Below are 15,701 nucleotides of genomic sequence, written 5' to 3'. Positions count from 1 at the left end.
GAGAACACAGCTCTATTACAGAACTGCTTTCTCTACAACGCGAACCAGCGTCCAGGACTTAGTCTTGGACAGCGGACGGCATTCGTGGATTTCGACCACGTCACCGATACCGCATTCGTTGTTCTCGTCATGTACGTGCAGTTTGGTCGTACGCTTGATGAATTTACCGTAGATCGGGTGTTTCACAAAACGTTCGATAGCAACAACGATGGACTTCTCCATTTTATTGCTAACAACACGACCTTGCAGAGTACGGATTTTATCGGTCATTACGCATCCGCCTTCTCAGTCAGTAAAGTCTTAACGCGCGCAACATCACGACGCACTTGCTTCAGCAGGTGAGTCTGTTGCAGCTGGCCACTTGCAGCCTGCATACGCAGGTTGAACTGCTCACGCAGCAGGTTCAGCAGCTCAGCGTTCAGCTCTTCAACGCTTTTTTCACGCAGCTCTTTTGCTTTCATTACATCACCGTCTTAGTTACAAAGGTGGTTTTGATAGGCAGTTTCGCTGCTGCCAGGCCGAAGGCTTCACGGGCCAGCTCTTCCGGAACACCGTCCATTTCATACAGGACTTTACCCGGCTGAATCAAGGCAACCCAATACTCCACGTTACCTTTACCTTTACCCATACGAACTTCCAGCGGCTTCTCGGTGATCGGTTTGTCCGGGAATACACGGATCCAGATCTTACCTTGACGCTTAACTGCACGGGTCATAGCACGACGTGCTGCTTCGATCTGACGTGCAGTCAGACGACCACGGCCAACAGCTTTCAGACCGAAAGTGCCGAAGCTAACATCCGTACCCTGCGCCAGACCACGGTTGCGGCCTTTGTGCACTTTACGGAATTTTGTACGCTTTGGTTGTAACATCAGCGACGCTCCTTATTTACGGCCTTTACGCTGCTGCTTTTTAGGTTGAGCAGCCGGTTCCGGTTGTTCAACAGCAGCCATACCACCCAGGATCTCGCCTTTGAAGATCCATACCTTAACGCCGATAATACCGTAAGTGGTACGCGCTTCAGAGGTGTTGTAGTCGATGTCAGCACGCAGAGTGTGCAGCGGTACGCGACCTTCGCGGTACCATTCGGTACGTGCGATTTCCGCGCCGCCCAGACGGCCGCTAACTTCAACTTTGATACCTTTAGCGCCCAGACGCATTGCGTTCTGTACAGCACGCTTCATAGCACGACGGAACATAACGCGACGTTCCAGCTGAGAAGTGATGCTGTCAGCAACCAATTTAGCGTCCAGTTCTGGCTTACGAACTTCGGCGATATTGATCTGTGCAGGAACGCCAGCGATATCCGCTACGACCTTGCGCAGTTTTTCTACGTCTTCGCCTTTCTTACCGATAACGATGCCCGGGCGAGCAGTGTGAATGGTCACACGGATGCTCTTAGCCGGACGCTCGATAACGATACGAGATACGGACGCTTTAGCCAGTTCTTTAGTCAGGAACTGACGTACTTTAAAATCGCTGTCCAGGTTGTCAGCGAATTCTTTGGTGTTCGCGAACCAGGTAGAGTTCCATGGTTTGACAATACCCAGGCGAATACCATTAGGATGTACTTTCTGACCCATTGCTAGTCTCCAGAGTCTCAGCGATCGGACACAACCACAGTGATGTGGCTGGTGCGCTTCAGGATGCGATCTGCACGACCTTTCGCACGCGGCATAATGCGCTTCATGCTCGGGCCTTCGTCTACGAAAATTTTCGCAACTTTCAGATCGTCAATGTCAGCGCCATCGTTGTGTTCAGCGTTAGCAATGGCAGATTCCAGTACCTTCTTGACCAATACAGCAGCTTTCTTGTTGGTGTAGGTCAGAATATCCAGGGCCTGCGACACTTTCTTACCGCGAATCAGGTCAGCTACAAGGCGAACCTTCTGAGCAGAAGAACGAGCATGGCGATGTTGAGCTAAAGTTTCCATCTCTTCCTCCTACCTTATTTCTTCTTCGCTTTTTTATCAGCAGCATGGCCGCGATAAGTACGAGTCGGTGCGAATTCACCCAGTTTGTGACCAACCATTTCGTCGGAAACAAAAACTGGAACGTGCTGACGACCATTATGGACAGCGATGGTCAAACCGATCATGTTAGGAAAGATCGTTGAACGACGGGACCAAGTGCGCAGGGGCTTCTTGTCTCCGCTTTCCACCGCTTTCTCTACCTTCTTCAGCAAGTGCAGGTCAATAAAAGGACCTTTCTTGAGAGAACGTGGCATGGCTTATCCTCTAATATTATTTGCTACGGCGACGTACGATGAATTTATCAGTACGCTTGTTGCTGCGGGTCTTCTTACCTTTGGTCTGCAGGCCCCACGGGGATACCGGGTGCTTACCAAAGTTACGACCTTCACCACCACCATGTGGGTGGTCGACTGGGTTCATCGCAGTACCGCGAACGGTAGGACGAACACCACGCCAGCGTGCAGCACCTGCTTTACCCAGAACGCGCAGCATATGCTCAGCATTGCCAACTTCGCCCAGAGTAGCGCGGCAGTCTGCTTCGACTTTACGCATTTCACCAGAACGCAGACGCAGGGTGACATAAGCACCATCACGAGCAACGATCTGAACGTAAGTACCAGCGGAACGTGCCAGCTGACCGCCTTTACCTGGTTTCATTTCTACGTTATGAACGGTAGAACCAACCGGGATATTGCGCATCGGCAGGGTGTTACCTGCTTTGATTGCAGCATCAACGCCAGACTGAATCTGGTCGCCAGCTTTCAGGCCTTTAGGGGCCAGGATGTAACGGCGCTCGCCATCTTTGTACAGAACCAGCGCGATGTTCGCGGAACGGTTCGGATCGTACTCAAGACGCTCAACAACTGCCGGGATACCATCTTTGTTGCGTTTGAAGTCAACAATACGGTAAGCCTGCTTGTGGCCACCACCGATATGACGGGTGGTGATACGGCCATTGTTGTTACGACCACCGGATTTGCTGTTTTTTTCCAGCAACGGAGCAAAAGGTTTGCCCTTGTGCAGCTCAGGGTTAACCACTTTAACAACGTGGCGACGACCCGGAGATGTCGGTTTACATTTAACAACTGCCATTGTATTACTCCTCCGACTTACTCAGCGCCGCCAACGAAGTCCAGATTCTGGCCTTCTTTAAGGGTGACGTAAGCTTTTTTCCAGTCGCTACGACGACCGATACGCTGTCCGTGACGTTTAACTTTCCCTTTAACTACCAGGGTGTTAACGACTTCGACTTCGACTTCAAACAGTTTCTGCACAGCAGCTTTGATTTCTGCTTTAGTCGCGTCTTTAGCAACTTTGAGAACGATGGTGTTTGTTTTTTCCATCGCAGCAGACGCTTTTTCAGAAACGTGCGGTGCACGCAGCACCTTCAGCAGACGTTCTTCACGAATCATGCCAGCATCTCCTCAACTTGCTTAACAGCATCAGCAGTCATTACGACTTTGTCGAAGGCGATCAGGCTAACCGGGTCGATACCAGTTGCATCGCGTACGTCAACCTTGTGCAGGTTGCGCGCAGCAAGGAACAGGTTCTCGTCCAGCTCACCGGTGATGATCAGCACATCTTCCAGAGCCATGTCTTTCAGTTTCTGTGCCAGCAGCTTAGTTTTAGGCGCTTCAACAGAGAACTTCTCGACAACGATCAGACGATCCTGACGTACCAGTTCGGACAGAATGCTTTTCAGCGCGCCGCGGTACATCTTTTTGTTAACTTTTTGACTGTGGTCCTGCGGGCGAGCAGCGAAGGTTACGCCACCGGAACGCCAGATCGGGCTCTTGATAGAACCTGAACGCGCACGGCCGGTACCTTTCTGGCGCCACGGCTTTTTGCCTGAACCAGTTACTTCAGCACGAGTCTTCTGAGCACGAGTACCCTGACGAGCACCAGCTGCATAAGCAACAACAACCTGGTGTACCAGCGCTTCGTTGAAATCACGACCGAAGGTAGTTTCGGAAACAGTCAGCGCGCTCTGCGCGTCTTTCAATACTAATTCCATTGCTATCTCCTCACGCCTTCACAGCTGGTTTAACGATCAGGTCGCTACCGGTTGCACCCGGGACAGCACCTTTAACCAGCAGCAGGTTGCGCTCAGCGTCAACACGTACTACGTCCAGGCTCTGAACGGTGACACGCTCATTACCCAGCTGACCTGCCATTTTCTTGCCTTTGAACACTTTGCCCGGAGTCTGGTTCTGACCGATAGAACCCGGAACGCGGTGAGACAAGGAGTTACCGTGAGTAGCGTCCTGGGTACGGAAGTTCCAGCGCTTAACGGTACCGGCGAAACCTTTACCTTTAGAGGTACCGGTTACGTCAACTTTTTTAACGTCAGCAAACAGTTCTACGCTAATGCTCTGACCTACGGTGAATTCTTCGCCGTCAGCAAGACGGAATTCCCACAGACCACGGCCAGCTTCTACGCCAGCTTTAGCGAAGTGACCAGCTTCCGGCTTGGTTACACGGTTAGCTTTTTTAGCACCGGTGGTAACCTGAATTGCGCGGTAACCATCGTTAGCCAGGTCTTTGACCTGTGCAACACGGTTTGCTTCAACTTCGATTACGGTTACTGGGATAGATACGCCATCTTCAGTGAAGATGCGGGTCATGCCCACTTTTTTACCGACTAAACCAATCATTGTTTCAACCTCTCAATCGCTCGATGACCTGATTAACCCAGGCTGATCTGCACGTCTACACCGGCAGCCAGATCCAGACGCATCAGAGCATCAACGGTTTTCTCAGTTGGCTCAACGATGTCAACCAGACGCTTGTGAGTGCGAATTTCGTACTGATCACGCGCATCTTTGTTGACGTGCGGAGAGATCAGAACGGTAAAGCGCTCTTTGCGGGTCGGCAGCGGGATCGGACCACGAACCTGCGCACCAGTGCGCTTGGCAGTCTCGACGATTTCCGCGGTTGATTGATCGATCAGACGATGATCAAACGCTTTAAGACGGATACGGATTCTTTGGTTCTGCATGAGACCAGAGCTCCAATTATTTATAGACGAAATGATTACTCCTCATACCCATTACGATTGATGGGAGAGTGTAACCGTTCTTACATAGTTCCCCGATTGGGAACATTGTTTGATAGCTAACTGCTCTATCAGGGTTCATAGCGAACCAGCCTGCCAATTTTGACAGGCCCGCGCATTATACGCAAATTCCGGCCTTACGCAAGTACTGCATACAAAATCAGCAATCATTTTTGCGTGCCGGCCCGGCCAGGCACCGAAACACTATGAAATAGGGTCAAAACCTCGGAAAGCCGCTCGCGCTTGTCAGCTCTGCCCTTTGCCACTGGCCCCCCTTTCTTCCAGACTCTGCGTATACACTCCGCAGCCAGGGCAATGAATCGATGGCACTCCCCTACTTACTTGTCTATAGCAGTTTTACACTCGCGCTGTGCTGGTACGATCTACGGGACGGGTTACTTCCTGACCGCCTGACCTGTCCCCTGCTTTGGAGTGGCCTTCTCTATTATCTTTGTTATGCCCCACTGAAACTGGAACATGCCGTTGCAGGTGCCATCGCCGGCTATCTCGCCTTCGCGTTGATCTACTGGTTTTATCGCGGGATTCGCGGCTATGAAGGATTAGGCTATGGGGATGTAAAATTTCTGGCCGCGCTCGGCGCCTGGCATGGCTGGCAACTGTTACCACAGTTAATCTTTATGGCCTCACTTCTGGCCTGTGGCGGATGGCTGATTTTGATGCTGTCGGGTAAAACGATGGGGTCATTAAACAACCCGCTGCCGTTTGGCCCTTTTTTGGCTGCAGCGGGTTTTTGGTGTGGATGGTAAACGCGAGTTAGTCTGCCACTTTGATCTGTGACTGAAGATAGTTTGGTAGCCCGATTTTACCGATCAGATCCAACTCTGTTTCCAGCCAGTCAATATGGCCTTCCTCATCAGTAAGAATTTCGATCAGCATGTCGCGAGTGACATAGTCGTGAACGCTATCGGCATAAGCGATCGCTTCACGCAGATCTTTTGCGCCTTCCAGCTCCAGTCTTAAATCAGATTGCAACATCTCCTCGACATCTTCACCGATGCCCAGTCTTCCGAGATCCTGCAGATTGGGAATGCCTTCGAGAAACAAAATCCGCTCGATGTATTTATCGGCGTGTTTCATTTCATCGATGGACTCATGATATTCAACATCATTGAGGCGCATCAGGCCCCAGTTTTTGAACATCCTGGCATGAAGAAAGTACTGATTTATTGCGACAAGCTCATTTCCCAATAATTTATTGAGATAACTTATGATTTTGACATCACCTTTCATTATATAGTCCCTCCGCTTCCACTTATTGAAGCGTAGTTCGGGCTATATAGATGTCAAAGAAAACCCGGAGCGCTTAAGCGATCTCCTGGTACTCAGGCATGCGGGTTAATTCATCTTCCATAATCTCGCGGGCGGCACGGACACACTTACCGCATTGATTTCCCACAGGAATGAATTTGCGCAGTTGCTGAAAAGATTGAGGATGAAATTGACGTACGGCCTGACGAATTTTTTTATCGTTTACACCATTACACAAACAAACGTACATACCGACTCCCGTTCAATTTATGATCAAAAGTGTAAATGAGAATAGTTATAATTACAATAGACTATTGGTGAAATACCGGCAGTGAAGCACGTTTTAATCAAGCGACAACATTGCTGTCGTCGTAAATGGCAGGCAGCAAAAAGGGCGCCTGAGCGCCCTTTTTAATTCAGAACTAATAAATTAGCCCAGAACTTTAGCTACAACGCCCGCACCAACAGTACGGCCGCCTTCACGGATTGCGAAACGCAGACCATCGTCCATCGCGATCGGGTGAATCAGGGTAACAACCATTTTGATGTTGTCGCCCGGCATTACCATCTCTACGCCTTCCGGCAGTTCGATGGTACCAGTCACGTCAGTTGTACGGAAGTAGAACTGCGGACGGTAGCCTTTGAAGAACGGAGTATGACGGCCGCCTTCATCTTTGGACAGGATGTACACTTCAGATTCGAATTTGGTGTGCGGCTTGATGGAACCCGGCTTAGCCAGTACCTGACCACGTTCGATTTCTTCACGTTTGATACCACGCAGCAGAACACCAACGTTCTCACCAGCACGGCCTTCGTCCAGCAGTTTGCGGAACATTTCTACGCCAGTACAGGTAGACTTAGCAGTCTCTTTGATACCAACGATTTCAACTTCTTCGCCAACTTTAACGATACCGCGCTCTACACGACCGGTAACAACAGTACCACGGCCGGAGATGGAGAATACGTCTTCGATCGGCAGCAGGAACGGCTTGTCAATCGCACGCTCTGGTTCCGGGATGTAAGAATCCAGGTAGCCAGCCAGCTCAACGATCTTAGCTTCCCACTCTGCTTCGCCTTCCAGCGCTTTCAGAGCAGAACCACGGATGATCGGAGTGTCGTCGCCCGGGAAGTCGTACTGAGACAGCAGCTCACGCACTTCCATCTCAACCAGTTCCAGCAGCTCTTCGTCATCAACCATGTCGCATTTGTTCAGGAACACGATGATGTAAGGAACGCCTACCTGACGACCCAGCAGGATGTGCTCACGAGTCTGCGGCATCGGGCCGTCAGTCGCAGCAACAACCAGGATCGCGCCGTCCATCTGAGCAGCACCGGTGATCATGTTTTTAACATAGTCGGCGTGGCCCGGGCAGTCTACGTGTGCGTAGTGGCGAGTCGGGGTGTCATATTCAACGTGGGAAGTGTTGATGGTGATACCACGAGCTTTTTCTTCTGGTGCGTTATCGATCTGGTCGAATGCACGAGCAGAACCACCGTAGGTTTTAGCCAGAACGGTAGTGATTGCAGCGGTCAGAGTAGTTTTACCATGGTCAACGTGGCCGATAGTACCGACGTTGACGTGCGGTTTTGTACGTTCAAATTTTTCTTTAGACACGGCTATATTCCTTACTATAGTGCTCTCCCCATCAGGAGAGAGCACGGGATTTTGGTTTTAACCCTACGGCTTATTTACCACGGGCTTCAATTACGGCCTGAGCAACGTTGTTCGGCGCGTCATCATACTTCAGGAACTCCATGGAGTAAGAAGCACGACCTTTGGTCAGAGAACGCAGCTGAGTTGCATATCCGAACATTTCAGACAGCGGAACTTCAGCATGAATCTGTACGCCAGTAGCGTTAGATTCCTGGCCTTTCAGCTGACCACGACGACGGCTAAGGTCACCGATGACATCACCAGTGTTCTCTTCCGGAGTCTCTACTTCAACCTTCATGATTGGCTCAAGCAGAACTGGTTTCGCTTTCTTAAAGCCATCTTTAAAGGCAATAGAAGCAGCCAGTTTAAACGCCAGCTCAGAGGAGTCAACGTCATGGTAAGAACCGAAGTGCAGACGCACACCGAGATCAACTACCGGGTAACCTGCCAGCGGACCAGCTTTCAGCTGTTCCTGGATGCCTTTATCAACGGCCGGGATGTATTCGCCAGGAATTACACCACCTTTGATGTCGTTGATGAACTCGTATCCTTTCGGATTTGAGCCCGGCTCCAGTGGGTACATGTCGATCACAACGTGACCATACTGACCGCGACCACCAGACTGCTTAGCATGTTTACCTTCGATATCGGTAACTTTAGAGCGAATCGCTTCGCGGTAAGCAACCTGAGGTTTACCGACGTTCGCTTCAACGTTGAATTCACGCTTCATACGGTCAACGATGATGTCGAGGTGCAGTTCACCCATACCGGCGATAATGGTCTGGTTAGATTCTTCGTCAGTCCATACGCGGAATGACGGGTCTTCTTTAGCCAGACGACCCAGAGCCAGACCCATTTTTTCCTGGTCAGCTTTGGTTTTCGGTTCAACAGCGATGGAGATTACCGGTTCCGGGAATTCCATACGCTCCAGAATGATCGGCGCATCTGGGTTACACAGGGTGTCACCAGTAGTTACGTCTTTCAGACCGATAGCTGCGGCGATATCGCCCGCGCGAACTTCTTTGATCTCTTCACGTTTGTTAGCGTGCATCTGTACGATACGACCGAAACGCTCACGTGCGGATTTCACGGAGTTCAGGATGGTATCACCAGAGTTAACCACACCGGAGTACACACGGAAGAAGGTCAGGTTACCCACGAACGGGTCGGTAGCAATTTTAAATGCCAGAGCAGCAAACGGCTCGTCATCGCTAGCGTGACGCTCAGCCGGAGTGTCTTTACCGTCGTCCAGAATACCGTTGATCGCAGGTACATCAACCGGGGATGGCAGGTAATCAATTACCGCATCCAGCATCGCCTGAACACCTTTGTTCTTGAACGCAGAACCACAGGTTACCAGGATGATTTCGTTGTTCAGAACGCGCTGACGCAGAGCTTTCTTGATCTCTTCTTCAGTCAGTTCTTCACCACCCAGGTATTTCTCCATCAGCTCTTCTGAAGCTTCTGCAGCGGACTCGATCAGGTTCTGGTGCCATTCATCAGCCAGATCCTGCATGTCAGCCGGAATATCTTCATAAGTGAAGGTAACGCCTGCGTCTTCTTCGTTCCAGTTGATGGCTTTCATTTTCACCAGGTCAACAACACCGGTGAAACCTTCTTCAGCACCAATTGCCAGCTGCAGCGGAACCGGAGTCGCGCCCAGACGGGATTTGATCTGACCAACAACTTTCAGGAAGTTCGCGCCCATGCGGTCCATTTTGTTAACGAACGCAATACGCGGAACTTTATATTTGTTTGCCTGACGCCATACGGTTTCAGACTGTGGCTGAACACCACCAACTGCGCAGTAAACCATTACTGCACCATCAAGCACACGCATGGAACGTTCTACTTCGATGGTGAAGTCAACGTGCCCCGGGGTGTCGATGATGTTAACGCGATGCGGTTCATACTGCTTAGCCATACCAGACCAGAATGCAGTAGTCGCTGCGGAGGTGATAGTAATACCACGCTCCTGCTCCTGCTCCATCCAGTCCATGGTTGCTGCGCCGTCATGAACTTCACCGATTTTGTGGTTTACACCGGTGTAGAACAGAATACGTTCGGTAGTAGTGGTTTTACCGGCGTCGATGTGCGCACTGATACCGATGTTACGGTAGCGTGCGATGGGTGTTGTACGAGCCATTTGATTCCTCGTTTGTTTCTTTAGGCGTTCAGTTAAGTTATCCAGTACGGGCGACTTACCTGAAGCGCCCGCCTGGTGACTATGACTCCGAAGGGATTACCAACGGTAGTGTGCGAACGCCTTGTTGGCTTCTGCCATACGGTGAACGTCTTCACGTTTCTTAACTGCAGTACCTTTGTTGTCTGCAGCGTCAGAAAGTTCGTTCGCCAGACGCAGAGCCATGGATTTATCACCACGTTTACGAGCAGCTTCTACGATCCAACGCATTGCCAGGGCATTACGACGAACCGGACGGACTTCAACTGGAACCTGATAAGTAGAACCACCTACGCGGCGGGACTTAACTTCGACGGTCGGACGGACGTTGTCCAGAGCGACTTCGAAAGCTTCCAGTTCATTTTTACCAGAACGCTGAGCCAGGGTCTCCAGCGCGCTGTATACGATTGCTTCTGCAGTAGATTTTTTACCATCTACCATCAGGATGTTGACAAATTTTGCCAGCAGTTCTGATCCGAACTTAGGATCTGGAAGGATTTTACGCTGACCAATGACGCGACGACGTGGCATGGAAATACTCCGTTGTTAATTCAGGATTGTCCAAAACTCAAAGAGTTTAGTTTGACATTAATATAAAACGTTTGGCCTTACTTAACGGAGAACCATTAAGCCTTAGGACGCTTCACGCCATACTTGGAGCGAGCTTGCTTACGGTCTTTAACGCCGGAGCAGTCAAGCGCACCACGAACGGTGTGGTAACGAACACCCGGAAGGTCTTTAACACGACCGCCACGGATCAGGATCACGGAGTGTTCCTGCAGGTTGTGACCTTCACCACCGATGTAGGAGGTGACTTCGAAACCGTTAGTCAGACGAACACGGCAAACTTTACGCAGTGCGGAGTTCGGTTTTTTAGGAGTGGTGGTATATACACGAGTACATACGCCACGTTTCTGCGGGCAGGCTTCCAGTGCAGGCACGTTGCTCTTTGCAACTTTGCGTGCGCGTGGTTTGCGTACCAGCTGGTTAATTGTTGCCATTAAATAGCTCCTGGTTTTAGCTTTTGCTTCGTAAACACGTAATAAATCGCCTCATATAATATGAGGACGCAGAATTTTAGGGCGGTGCCGAAAAGGTGTCAAGAAATATACAACAATCCCGTCATTACCAGGCCAATTGCCCGGGATGTTTGATCGACATTCTGACGAAATCAGTATAGCCAACCCTGACGACACTGTCTGAAATTTGACCAGTCAGCCCGCGGGCATCGATGTCATCTTGCAGAACATGAATGGTTATGGGGGCAGACTGCAACATTTCAAGGAAGCGGCTACCGGCGATGGCGGCAGTGACGCCATCCGATAACAGCAGCAGGTCATCCCCGGCGTTCATCAGACGGAGCATGGTGGCGATATCGGCATGCCAGGGAGAAACGCTTAAGGTGTGGAGCATCAGAACCTCAAAACCGCAGAATCACGTTGAAATCATCGAGCCGGGCGCGTAGCGCCTCGGGTTCCAGCCATTCAACATCGACAATCCACGGTGTAGCTGCATCAAGACCACGGTCACGGACGGAAGCCGCACATATCCAGCAGGCGTCGATGTCATACAAAGACAGCAGCTTAAAGGTGGCGATATAGTCGCGGGCAAGCACCGCTGACGGGGTTTGCCCCGGCAACAGCTGAAAGACACCGTCGCCAACAAAGAAAACGCCCAGCTCATCGGTGAGTGCAGAGGTCGCCAGCAGTGCATCCAGACCTTCCCTGCCGGAAGCCGTGCCGTGCGGCGCGGAAGAAAAAACAAAGGCCACGCGTTTCATCAGAACTGCACCATCCGATCGCAGGTTAAAGACGCTTCGGCCAGCGCGCCCAGGCCGCTCAACGTAAACCCTGGCTGCAGATTATGGCCCGGCAAGCCAAGCTGCTGAGCTTCCCGCTCATCGGTTACGCCACGGCGCAGTGCAGCCGCAACACAAATGTGCAAAGCAACCGCATGTTCGTCATGCAGGCGTTGCCACGCGCGCACCAGGTCAAACTCATCGCTGGCAGGCGCCGTCAGCTGGTTAGCGTTATAGACACCTTCACGATAGAAAAAAATGCAGGCCAGTTCATGACCCTCTTGCAGAACCGCCTGAGCAAACTGCCAGGCACTGCTAGCCTGTTGTGTACCGTAGGCCGGGCCTGTCACCGTAATGGCAAAACGCATTACTTATCCAGCCCCTGGAAATCGCCACTCTTAAACTGGCGAATGTAGAGGTAGACCGTATGTTTGGAAATATTGAGCCGATCGGCGACCTGGTTAATGGCATCTTTGATATCAAAGATCCCTTTCTCGTAGAGGTTCAGGACAATCTGGCGGTTTTTGGCATTGTTGGACACATTGCGGTCCGCATTGACTTCCTCAATCGTGAACTCAAGCGTTTGTGCGACCAGGTCATCAACAGACGATGCAAAGTTCACCTGCGAGTTCACCTCCGGCGTTTCCGGCGGAATAAAGGTGCTCATGATTTGGGAGAACGGAACATCGAGGTTCATGTTGATGCACAGCAGACCAATGACCCGATGCTCGCGGTTGCGGATAGCAATCGTGACCGACTTCATCAGGACGCCGCTTTTGGCCCGCGTAAAGTAACATTTGGAAACGCTGCTGTCGGCACCCGTCATATCGTGCAGCATCCGCAGCGCGAGGTCGGTAATAGGCGAGCCGATTTGGCGACCGGTATGTTCACCGTTGGCGATGCGGATAGCGGAGCATTTCAAATCCTGTAGGGAATGCAGCACGATCTCACAATGGGAACCAATGAGCATCGCTAACCCGTCCACCACCGCTTCATAGGATTTGAGGATATCGAAGTCGGTCTGGTCGAAAGGACGTTGATCCAGCAGGTCAAGCTCACTGGTTTCGTTGGTTAAAAGCGACCTGGACATGAAAAAAAGCACTCCTTTTCAGGAGCCTGTCATTTTTTACACCAAATCATTCAAGGTGCGTTGCGGCACAAGTCCAGGACAAATTCATCAGCAACGAATTTGACCAGCCAGAAGCTGGCTCAGTAAGAGGCACGACGTCTCTTATGATTCCCGGAGCTGACTCCGATGGTCACCGATATTAGCGGGTGCGGCCAACGTAGATGCAGCTTGAAGGATGAAGTGTAGCTCGTCAGGGCAGGCTCATCATCATTATTAAGCTATCTAAAGTAATACAGCGCTTGAGGCACTTTCCAGTTTTAATTATATCCGCCCCAAATAAAAAAGCCGCCGCCTTTGAGGGCGGCGGCTTAAACCAGATTACTTCTTGGCGTCTGCAGCCGGTGCTGCTGCTGCTGCGTCAGCCGCTGCTTCAGGCTTGGCATCGGCTTTCGGTGCTGGCTTGATATCCAGCAGTTCTACGTCAAATACCAGGGTGGAGTTGGCCGGAATACCCGGTACGCCTGTTTTGCCGTAAGCCAGATCCGGTGGGATGACCAGCTGGATTTTACCGCCTTTCTTGATATTTTTCAGGCCTTCAGTCCAGCCCGGGATCACGCCGTCCAGACGGAAGGAGAGCGGCTCACCACGGGTGTAAGAGTTATCGAACTCTTTACCGTCGATCAGCGTACCTTTGTAGTTCACGACAACGGTGTCGCTGTCTTTCGGTGCGTCACCGGTACCTTCTTTCTCAACTTTGTACAGCAGGCCAGATTTAGAGGTTTTTACACCCTTCTCTTTGGCGAAGGTGTCACGATAGGCTTTGCCTTTCGCGTCGTTTTCAGTCGCGTCTTTTTCCATTTTCTGCTGTGCAGCAGTTTTTACGCGAGTTTCGAAAGTCTGCAGTGTCTGCTCGATCTCTTGATCGGACAGTTTACTCTTGTTGGCAAACGCATCCTGAACACCGGCGATCAGCTGATCTTTATCCAGCTTGATGCCCAGTTTTTCTTGTTCTTTCAGGGAGTTTTCCATGTAACGTCCCAGCGATGCACCCAGCGCATAAGCAGATTTTTGATCGTCATTTTTAAATGCCGCTTTGCTTTCCGTCGCAGGTGCCGCCTTCGCAGCAGTATCAGCCGCAAAGGTCAGCGGTGCATTCAGGGCGACAGCCATTGTGGTCGCCAGCAGCGTTACTTTAAACAGTGATTTCATCCATTTCTCCAGGGCCGGGGCATCTCACCCCAGGGTTATCGTAAAATGCAAAAGGGGTACTATAGAACGTTGCAGGATAAATCTACATACAGTCGTTCCTGAATATCACCCGTTTTAAGACTATTTTTGTATAAATTAGTTTCCTGCCTTACGCCAGGTTGCTGCACAACTGATGAAAATTCAGTAGAATCCGCCCGCGAAATCCGACAAAAGGGGTAACTCATGCACGATAATACACTGGAGACTCGCCTGGCGGAGTTGGAAAGCCGGCTGGCATTTCAGGAAATCACCCTTGAAGACCTCAACAAGACCGTTACCGCCCATGAGATCGAGATGGCGAAAATGCGCGAGCATATGCGTCTGATGGTCGAAAAACTGAAAGCCACCCAGTCATCGCACATCGCGTCACAGGCCGAAGAAACGCCTCCTCCACATTATTGAGACGTAAAAAAAGCGGGTTTCCCCGCTTTCTGTATCCGGTAGCAGCTATGCTACCGGATTGAATACCTTTAGAATTTCAAGCCACTATCTCGCGACATAGCGGTAACCTGAGAACACCCGACGTACCGGCGTTAACAGCGCGCCTGCGCTTGAAAGACGTCAGGTATTAGTGGCAGCCGCAACCACCGTTACCGCAACCACCTTTGCCATGTTCATGACCGTGGTCGTGGCCGTGACCGCCGCAGCAACCATCATGATCGTGGTCATGATCGTGGCCGTGAGCACCGTGTACGTGACCGTGTTCCAGCTCTTCCGCCGTCGCTTCGCGAATCGCAACCACTTCAACGTTGAACTTCAGGTTCTGACCCGCCAGCATGTGGTTACCATCAACCACAACGTGCTCGTCATCAACTTCGGTGATTTCAACCGGTACCGGACCCTGGTCGGTTTCAGCCAGGAAACGCATGCCGACCTGCAGTTCATCAACGCCCATGAAGACGTCTTTAGGAACACGCTGAACCAGGTTTTCGTCGTACTGGCCGTACGCGTCGTTCGCGCCGACTTCTACGTCAAATTTGTCGCCCACTTCATGACCATCCAGCGCATTTTCCAGGCCGGAGATCAGGGAACCGTGACCATGCAGGTAGTCCAGCGGCGCGCTCACCGGAGACTCATCAACCAACACACCGTCTTCTGTACGTACCTGATAGGCCAGGCTGACCACCAGGTCTTTTGCTACTTTCATGATTGCTCCTGAGCATGGGAAGAATAGTGGCGCAGATTGTAACGGAATTCTGCAGCCGTGTACCCTCTAGCTTAAAAAAAGGCGAGCGATAACGCTAGTCCGGATGAAAAATGCCAATCACTTGTTCATCTTTGCGGACATGCTCTTTTGCCTCTTTATCCGCCTCACGCATCTGGTGCCCACACTTAACACACTCAACAATATCGACATTATTTTCACGCCACATCGCCAGTGAATCCTGAGCCTGGCACGTCGGACATTTTGCGCCAGCAATAAAACGTTTACGTACCGCCATCTTTTTATGACCC

General features: G+C 51.1%; 26 protein-coding genes. 2 read left to right on the top strand and 24 right to left on the bottom strand.

The window, feature by feature from the left end; genetic code table 11:
• Positions 1–15: 15 nt before the first annotated feature.
• The 11 genes from rpsQ to rpsJ are packed head-to-tail and all read right to left on the bottom strand — an operon-like array spanning position 16 to position 4,969.
• Entirely contained in the window at positions 16–270 is a 255-nt protein-coding gene (gene rpsQ / locus HF679_RS20680; protein WP_004868357.1) for a 30S ribosomal protein S17, read from the bottom strand.
• Positions 270–461 carry a 50S ribosomal protein L29 gene (gene rpmC, locus HF679_RS20675; RefSeq protein ID WP_123753634.1) on the bottom strand — a complete coding sequence of 64 codons (192 nt, stop codon included), beginning with the start codon at positions 459–461 and terminating at the stop codon, positions 270–272. The genes rpsQ and rpmC overlap by 1 nt, the downstream gene beginning before the upstream one ends.
• On the bottom strand, positions 461–871 hold the full coding sequence (rplP, locus tag HF679_RS20670; RefSeq protein WP_002919759.1) for a 50S ribosomal protein L16: 411 nt from the start codon (positions 869–871) through the stop codon (positions 461–463). The genes rpmC and rplP overlap by 1 nt, the downstream gene beginning before the upstream one ends.
• Positions 872–883: 12 nt before the next feature.
• The gene (gene rpsC / locus HF679_RS20665) at positions 884–1,582 is read right to left on the bottom strand and encodes a 30S ribosomal protein S3 (RefSeq protein WP_123753635.1); all 699 of its coding nucleotides are present in this window, start codon (positions 1,580–1,582) and stop codon (positions 884–886) included.
• Positions 1,583–1,599: 17 nt separating this feature from the next.
• Positions 1,600–1,932, bottom strand: coding sequence for a 50S ribosomal protein L22 (gene rplV / locus HF679_RS20660; protein ID WP_002919773.1), 333 nt, complete (start codon positions 1,930–1,932; stop codon positions 1,600–1,602).
• Between the two features lie 14 nt (positions 1,933–1,946).
• Positions 1,947–2,225 (bottom strand): 30S ribosomal protein S19, encoded by a 279-nt coding sequence (rpsS, locus tag HF679_RS20655; RefSeq protein ID WP_001138115.1) that lies wholly within the window; start codon positions 2,223–2,225, stop codon positions 1,947–1,949.
• Positions 2,226–2,241: 16 nt separating this feature from the next.
• The gene (rplB, locus tag HF679_RS20650; RefSeq protein WP_002919786.1) at positions 2,242–3,063 is read right to left on the bottom strand and encodes a 50S ribosomal protein L2; all 822 of its coding nucleotides are present in this window, start codon (positions 3,061–3,063) and stop codon (positions 2,242–2,244) included.
• Between the two features lie 17 nt (positions 3,064–3,080).
• On the bottom strand, positions 3,081–3,383 hold the full coding sequence (gene rplW, locus HF679_RS20645; RefSeq protein WP_004868363.1) for a 50S ribosomal protein L23: 303 nt from the start codon (positions 3,381–3,383) through the stop codon (positions 3,081–3,083).
• Positions 3,380–3,985: a 50S ribosomal protein L4 gene (gene rplD, locus HF679_RS20640; RefSeq protein WP_000424395.1), complete on the bottom strand. Its 606-nt coding sequence runs from the start codon at positions 3,983–3,985 to the stop codon at positions 3,380–3,382. Before rplD ends, rplW begins: the two co-directional genes overlap by 4 nt.
• A gap of 10 nt (positions 3,986–3,995) precedes the next feature.
• Positions 3,996–4,625 (bottom strand): 50S ribosomal protein L3, encoded by a 630-nt coding sequence (rplC, locus tag HF679_RS20635; protein ID WP_004868374.1) that lies wholly within the window; start codon positions 4,623–4,625, stop codon positions 3,996–3,998.
• Positions 4,626–4,657: 32 nt separating this feature from the next.
• Entirely contained in the window at positions 4,658–4,969 is a 312-nt protein-coding gene (gene rpsJ / locus HF679_RS20630) for a 30S ribosomal protein S10 (protein WP_001181005.1), read from the bottom strand.
• A gap of 380 nt (positions 4,970–5,349) precedes the next feature.
• Between rpsJ and HF679_RS20625 the strand changes: the two genes are divergently transcribed.
• The gene (locus HF679_RS20625; RefSeq protein WP_123753636.1) at positions 5,350–5,793 is read left to right on the top strand and encodes a prepilin peptidase; all 444 of its coding nucleotides are present in this window, start codon (positions 5,350–5,352) and stop codon (positions 5,791–5,793) included.
• Between the two features lie 7 nt (positions 5,794–5,800).
• Here HF679_RS20625 and bfr read toward each other — a convergent pair whose 3' ends face one another.
• The 11 genes from bfr to fkpA all read right to left on the bottom strand — a co-directional run bounded on the left by bfr (position 5,801) and on the right by fkpA (position 14,207).
• Positions 5,801–6,277, bottom strand: coding sequence for a bacterioferritin (bfr, locus tag HF679_RS20620; RefSeq protein WP_123753637.1), 477 nt, complete (start codon positions 6,275–6,277; stop codon positions 5,801–5,803).
• Between the two features lie 73 nt (positions 6,278–6,350).
• Positions 6,351–6,545, bottom strand: coding sequence for a bacterioferritin-associated ferredoxin (bfd, locus tag HF679_RS20615; protein WP_004106366.1), 195 nt, complete (start codon positions 6,543–6,545; stop codon positions 6,351–6,353).
• A gap of 180 nt (positions 6,546–6,725) precedes the next feature.
• Entirely contained in the window at positions 6,726–7,910 is a 1,185-nt protein-coding gene (tuf, locus tag HF679_RS20610; protein WP_187042350.1) for an elongation factor Tu, read from the bottom strand.
• A 70-nt stretch (positions 7,911–7,980) separates the two neighbouring features.
• Positions 7,981–10,095 carry an elongation factor G gene (gene fusA, locus HF679_RS20605; protein ID WP_123757371.1) on the bottom strand — a complete coding sequence of 705 codons (2,115 nt, stop codon included), beginning with the start codon at positions 10,093–10,095 and terminating at the stop codon, positions 7,981–7,983.
• A 96-nt stretch (positions 10,096–10,191) separates the two neighbouring features.
• The gene (gene rpsG / locus HF679_RS20600) at positions 10,192–10,662 is read right to left on the bottom strand and encodes a 30S ribosomal protein S7 (protein ID WP_004106370.1); all 471 of its coding nucleotides are present in this window, start codon (positions 10,660–10,662) and stop codon (positions 10,192–10,194) included.
• A gap of 95 nt (positions 10,663–10,757) precedes the next feature.
• Positions 10,758–11,132, bottom strand: coding sequence for a 30S ribosomal protein S12 (rpsL, locus tag HF679_RS20595; protein WP_002920115.1), 375 nt, complete (start codon positions 11,130–11,132; stop codon positions 10,758–10,760).
• 124 nt (positions 11,133–11,256) lie between these two features.
• Positions 11,257–11,544, bottom strand: a complete 288-nt coding sequence (gene tusB, locus HF679_RS20590) for a sulfurtransferase complex subunit TusB (RefSeq protein WP_123757370.1) — start codon at positions 11,542–11,544, stop codon at positions 11,257–11,259.
• 7 nt (positions 11,545–11,551) lie between these two features.
• Positions 11,552–11,911: a sulfurtransferase complex subunit TusC gene (tusC, locus tag HF679_RS20585; protein ID WP_154145018.1), complete on the bottom strand. Its 360-nt coding sequence runs from the start codon at positions 11,909–11,911 to the stop codon at positions 11,552–11,554.
• Positions 11,911–12,297: a sulfurtransferase complex subunit TusD gene (gene tusD / locus HF679_RS20580; RefSeq protein WP_123757368.1), complete on the bottom strand. Its 387-nt coding sequence runs from the start codon at positions 12,295–12,297 to the stop codon at positions 11,911–11,913. Before tusD ends, tusC begins: the two co-directional genes overlap by 1 nt.
• Positions 12,297–13,019: a transcriptional regulator gene (locus HF679_RS20575; RefSeq protein ID WP_004868391.1), complete on the bottom strand. Its 723-nt coding sequence runs from the start codon at positions 13,017–13,019 to the stop codon at positions 12,297–12,299. The genes tusD and HF679_RS20575 overlap by 1 nt, the downstream gene beginning before the upstream one ends.
• 357 nt (positions 13,020–13,376) lie before the next feature.
• Positions 13,377–14,207, bottom strand: a complete 831-nt coding sequence (gene fkpA / locus HF679_RS20570; RefSeq protein ID WP_123757367.1) for an FKBP-type peptidyl-prolyl cis-trans isomerase — start codon at positions 14,205–14,207, stop codon at positions 13,377–13,379.
• A gap of 222 nt (positions 14,208–14,429) precedes the next feature.
• Between fkpA and HF679_RS20565 the strand changes: the two genes are divergently transcribed.
• Complete coding sequence (locus HF679_RS20565; RefSeq protein WP_123757366.1) at positions 14,430–14,648, top strand: protein SlyX; 219 nt, start codon at positions 14,430–14,432, stop codon at positions 14,646–14,648.
• Between the two features lie 166 nt (positions 14,649–14,814).
• On the opposite strand, the gene slyD is transcribed toward HF679_RS20565, so the two are convergent.
• The gene (gene slyD / locus HF679_RS20560; RefSeq protein ID WP_187042349.1) at positions 14,815–15,393 is read right to left on the bottom strand and encodes a peptidylprolyl isomerase; all 579 of its coding nucleotides are present in this window, start codon (positions 15,391–15,393) and stop codon (positions 14,815–14,817) included.
• Between the two features lie 94 nt (positions 15,394–15,487).
• Complete coding sequence (locus HF679_RS20555; RefSeq protein ID WP_123757364.1) at positions 15,488–15,688, bottom strand: YheV family putative zinc ribbon protein; 201 nt, start codon at positions 15,686–15,688, stop codon at positions 15,488–15,490.
• Positions 15,689–15,701: the final 13 nt, after the last annotated feature.

This window comes from Enterobacter sp. JUb54, assembly GCF_014298075.1.
Taxonomy (GTDB): Bacteria; Pseudomonadota; Gammaproteobacteria; order Enterobacterales; family Enterobacteriaceae; genus Klebsiella; species Klebsiella lignicola.
Note: the sequence above shows the minus strand (reverse complement) of the source record. Positions and strands in the feature narration are given on the sequence as shown.

Coding starts and splice junctions, on each gene's coding strand:
- rpsQ (WP_004868357.1), bottom strand. CDS start 270: ATGACCGATAAAATCCGTACTCTGCAAGGTCGTGTTGTTAGCAATAAA.
- rpmC (WP_123753634.1), bottom strand. CDS start 461: ATGAAAGCAAAAGAGCTGCGTGAAAAAAGCGTTGAAGAGCTGAACGCT.
- rplP (WP_002919759.1), bottom strand. CDS start 871: ATGTTACAACCAAAGCGTACAAAATTCCGTAAAGTGCACAAAGGCCGC.
- rpsC (WP_123753635.1), bottom strand. CDS start 1,582: ATGGGTCAGAAAGTACATCCTAATGGTATTCGCCTGGGTATTGTCAAA.
- rplV (WP_002919773.1), bottom strand. CDS start 1,932: ATGGAAACTTTAGCTCAACATCGCCATGCTCGTTCTTCTGCTCAGAAG.
- rpsS (WP_001138115.1), bottom strand. CDS start 2,225: ATGCCACGTTCTCTCAAGAAAGGTCCTTTTATTGACCTGCACTTGCTG.
- rplB (WP_002919786.1), bottom strand. CDS start 3,063: ATGGCAGTTGTTAAATGTAAACCGACATCTCCGGGTCGTCGCCACGTT.
- rplW (WP_004868363.1), bottom strand. CDS start 3,383: ATGATTCGTGAAGAACGTCTGCTGAAGGTGCTGCGTGCACCGCACGTT.
- rplD (WP_000424395.1), bottom strand. CDS start 3,985: ATGGAATTAGTATTGAAAGACGCGCAGAGCGCGCTGACTGTTTCCGAA.
- rplC (WP_004868374.1), bottom strand. CDS start 4,625: ATGATTGGTTTAGTCGGTAAAAAAGTGGGCATGACCCGCATCTTCACT.
- rpsJ (WP_001181005.1), bottom strand. CDS start 4,969: ATGCAGAACCAAAGAATCCGTATCCGTCTTAAAGCGTTTGATCATCGT.
- HF679_RS20625 (WP_123753636.1), top strand. CDS start 5,350: ATGGCACTCCCCTACTTACTTGTCTATAGCAGTTTTACACTCGCGCTG.
- bfr (WP_123753637.1), bottom strand. CDS start 6,277: ATGAAAGGTGATGTCAAAATCATAAGTTATCTCAATAAATTATTGGGA.
- bfd (WP_004106366.1), bottom strand. CDS start 6,545: ATGTACGTTTGTTTGTGTAATGGTGTAAACGATAAAAAAATTCGTCAG.
- fusA (WP_123757371.1), bottom strand. CDS start 10,095: ATGGCTCGTACAACACCCATCGCACGCTACCGTAACATCGGTATCAGT.
- rpsG (WP_004106370.1), bottom strand. CDS start 10,662: ATGCCACGTCGTCGCGTCATTGGTCAGCGTAAAATCCTTCCAGATCCT.
- rpsL (WP_002920115.1), bottom strand. CDS start 11,132: ATGGCAACAATTAACCAGCTGGTACGCAAACCACGCGCACGCAAAGTT.
- tusB (WP_123757370.1), bottom strand. CDS start 11,544: ATGCTCCACACCTTAAGCGTTTCTCCCTGGCATGCCGATATCGCCACC.
- tusC (WP_154145018.1), bottom strand. CDS start 11,911: ATGAAACGCGTGGCCTTTGTTTTTTCTTCCGCGCCGCACGGCACGGCT.
- tusD (WP_123757368.1), bottom strand. CDS start 12,297: ATGCGTTTTGCCATTACGGTGACAGGCCCGGCCTACGGTACACAACAG.
- HF679_RS20575 (WP_004868391.1), bottom strand. CDS start 13,019: ATGTCCAGGTCGCTTTTAACCAACGAAACCAGTGAGCTTGACCTGCTG.
- fkpA (WP_123757367.1), bottom strand. CDS start 14,207: ATGAAATCACTGTTTAAAGTAACGCTGCTGGCGACCACAATGGCTGTC.
- HF679_RS20565 (WP_123757366.1), top strand. CDS start 14,430: ATGCACGATAATACACTGGAGACTCGCCTGGCGGAGTTGGAAAGCCGG.
- slyD (WP_187042349.1), bottom strand. CDS start 15,393: ATGAAAGTAGCAAAAGACCTGGTGGTCAGCCTGGCCTATCAGGTACGT.
- HF679_RS20555 (WP_123757364.1), bottom strand. CDS start 15,688: ATGGCGGTACGTAAACGTTTTATTGCTGGCGCAAAATGTCCGACGTGC.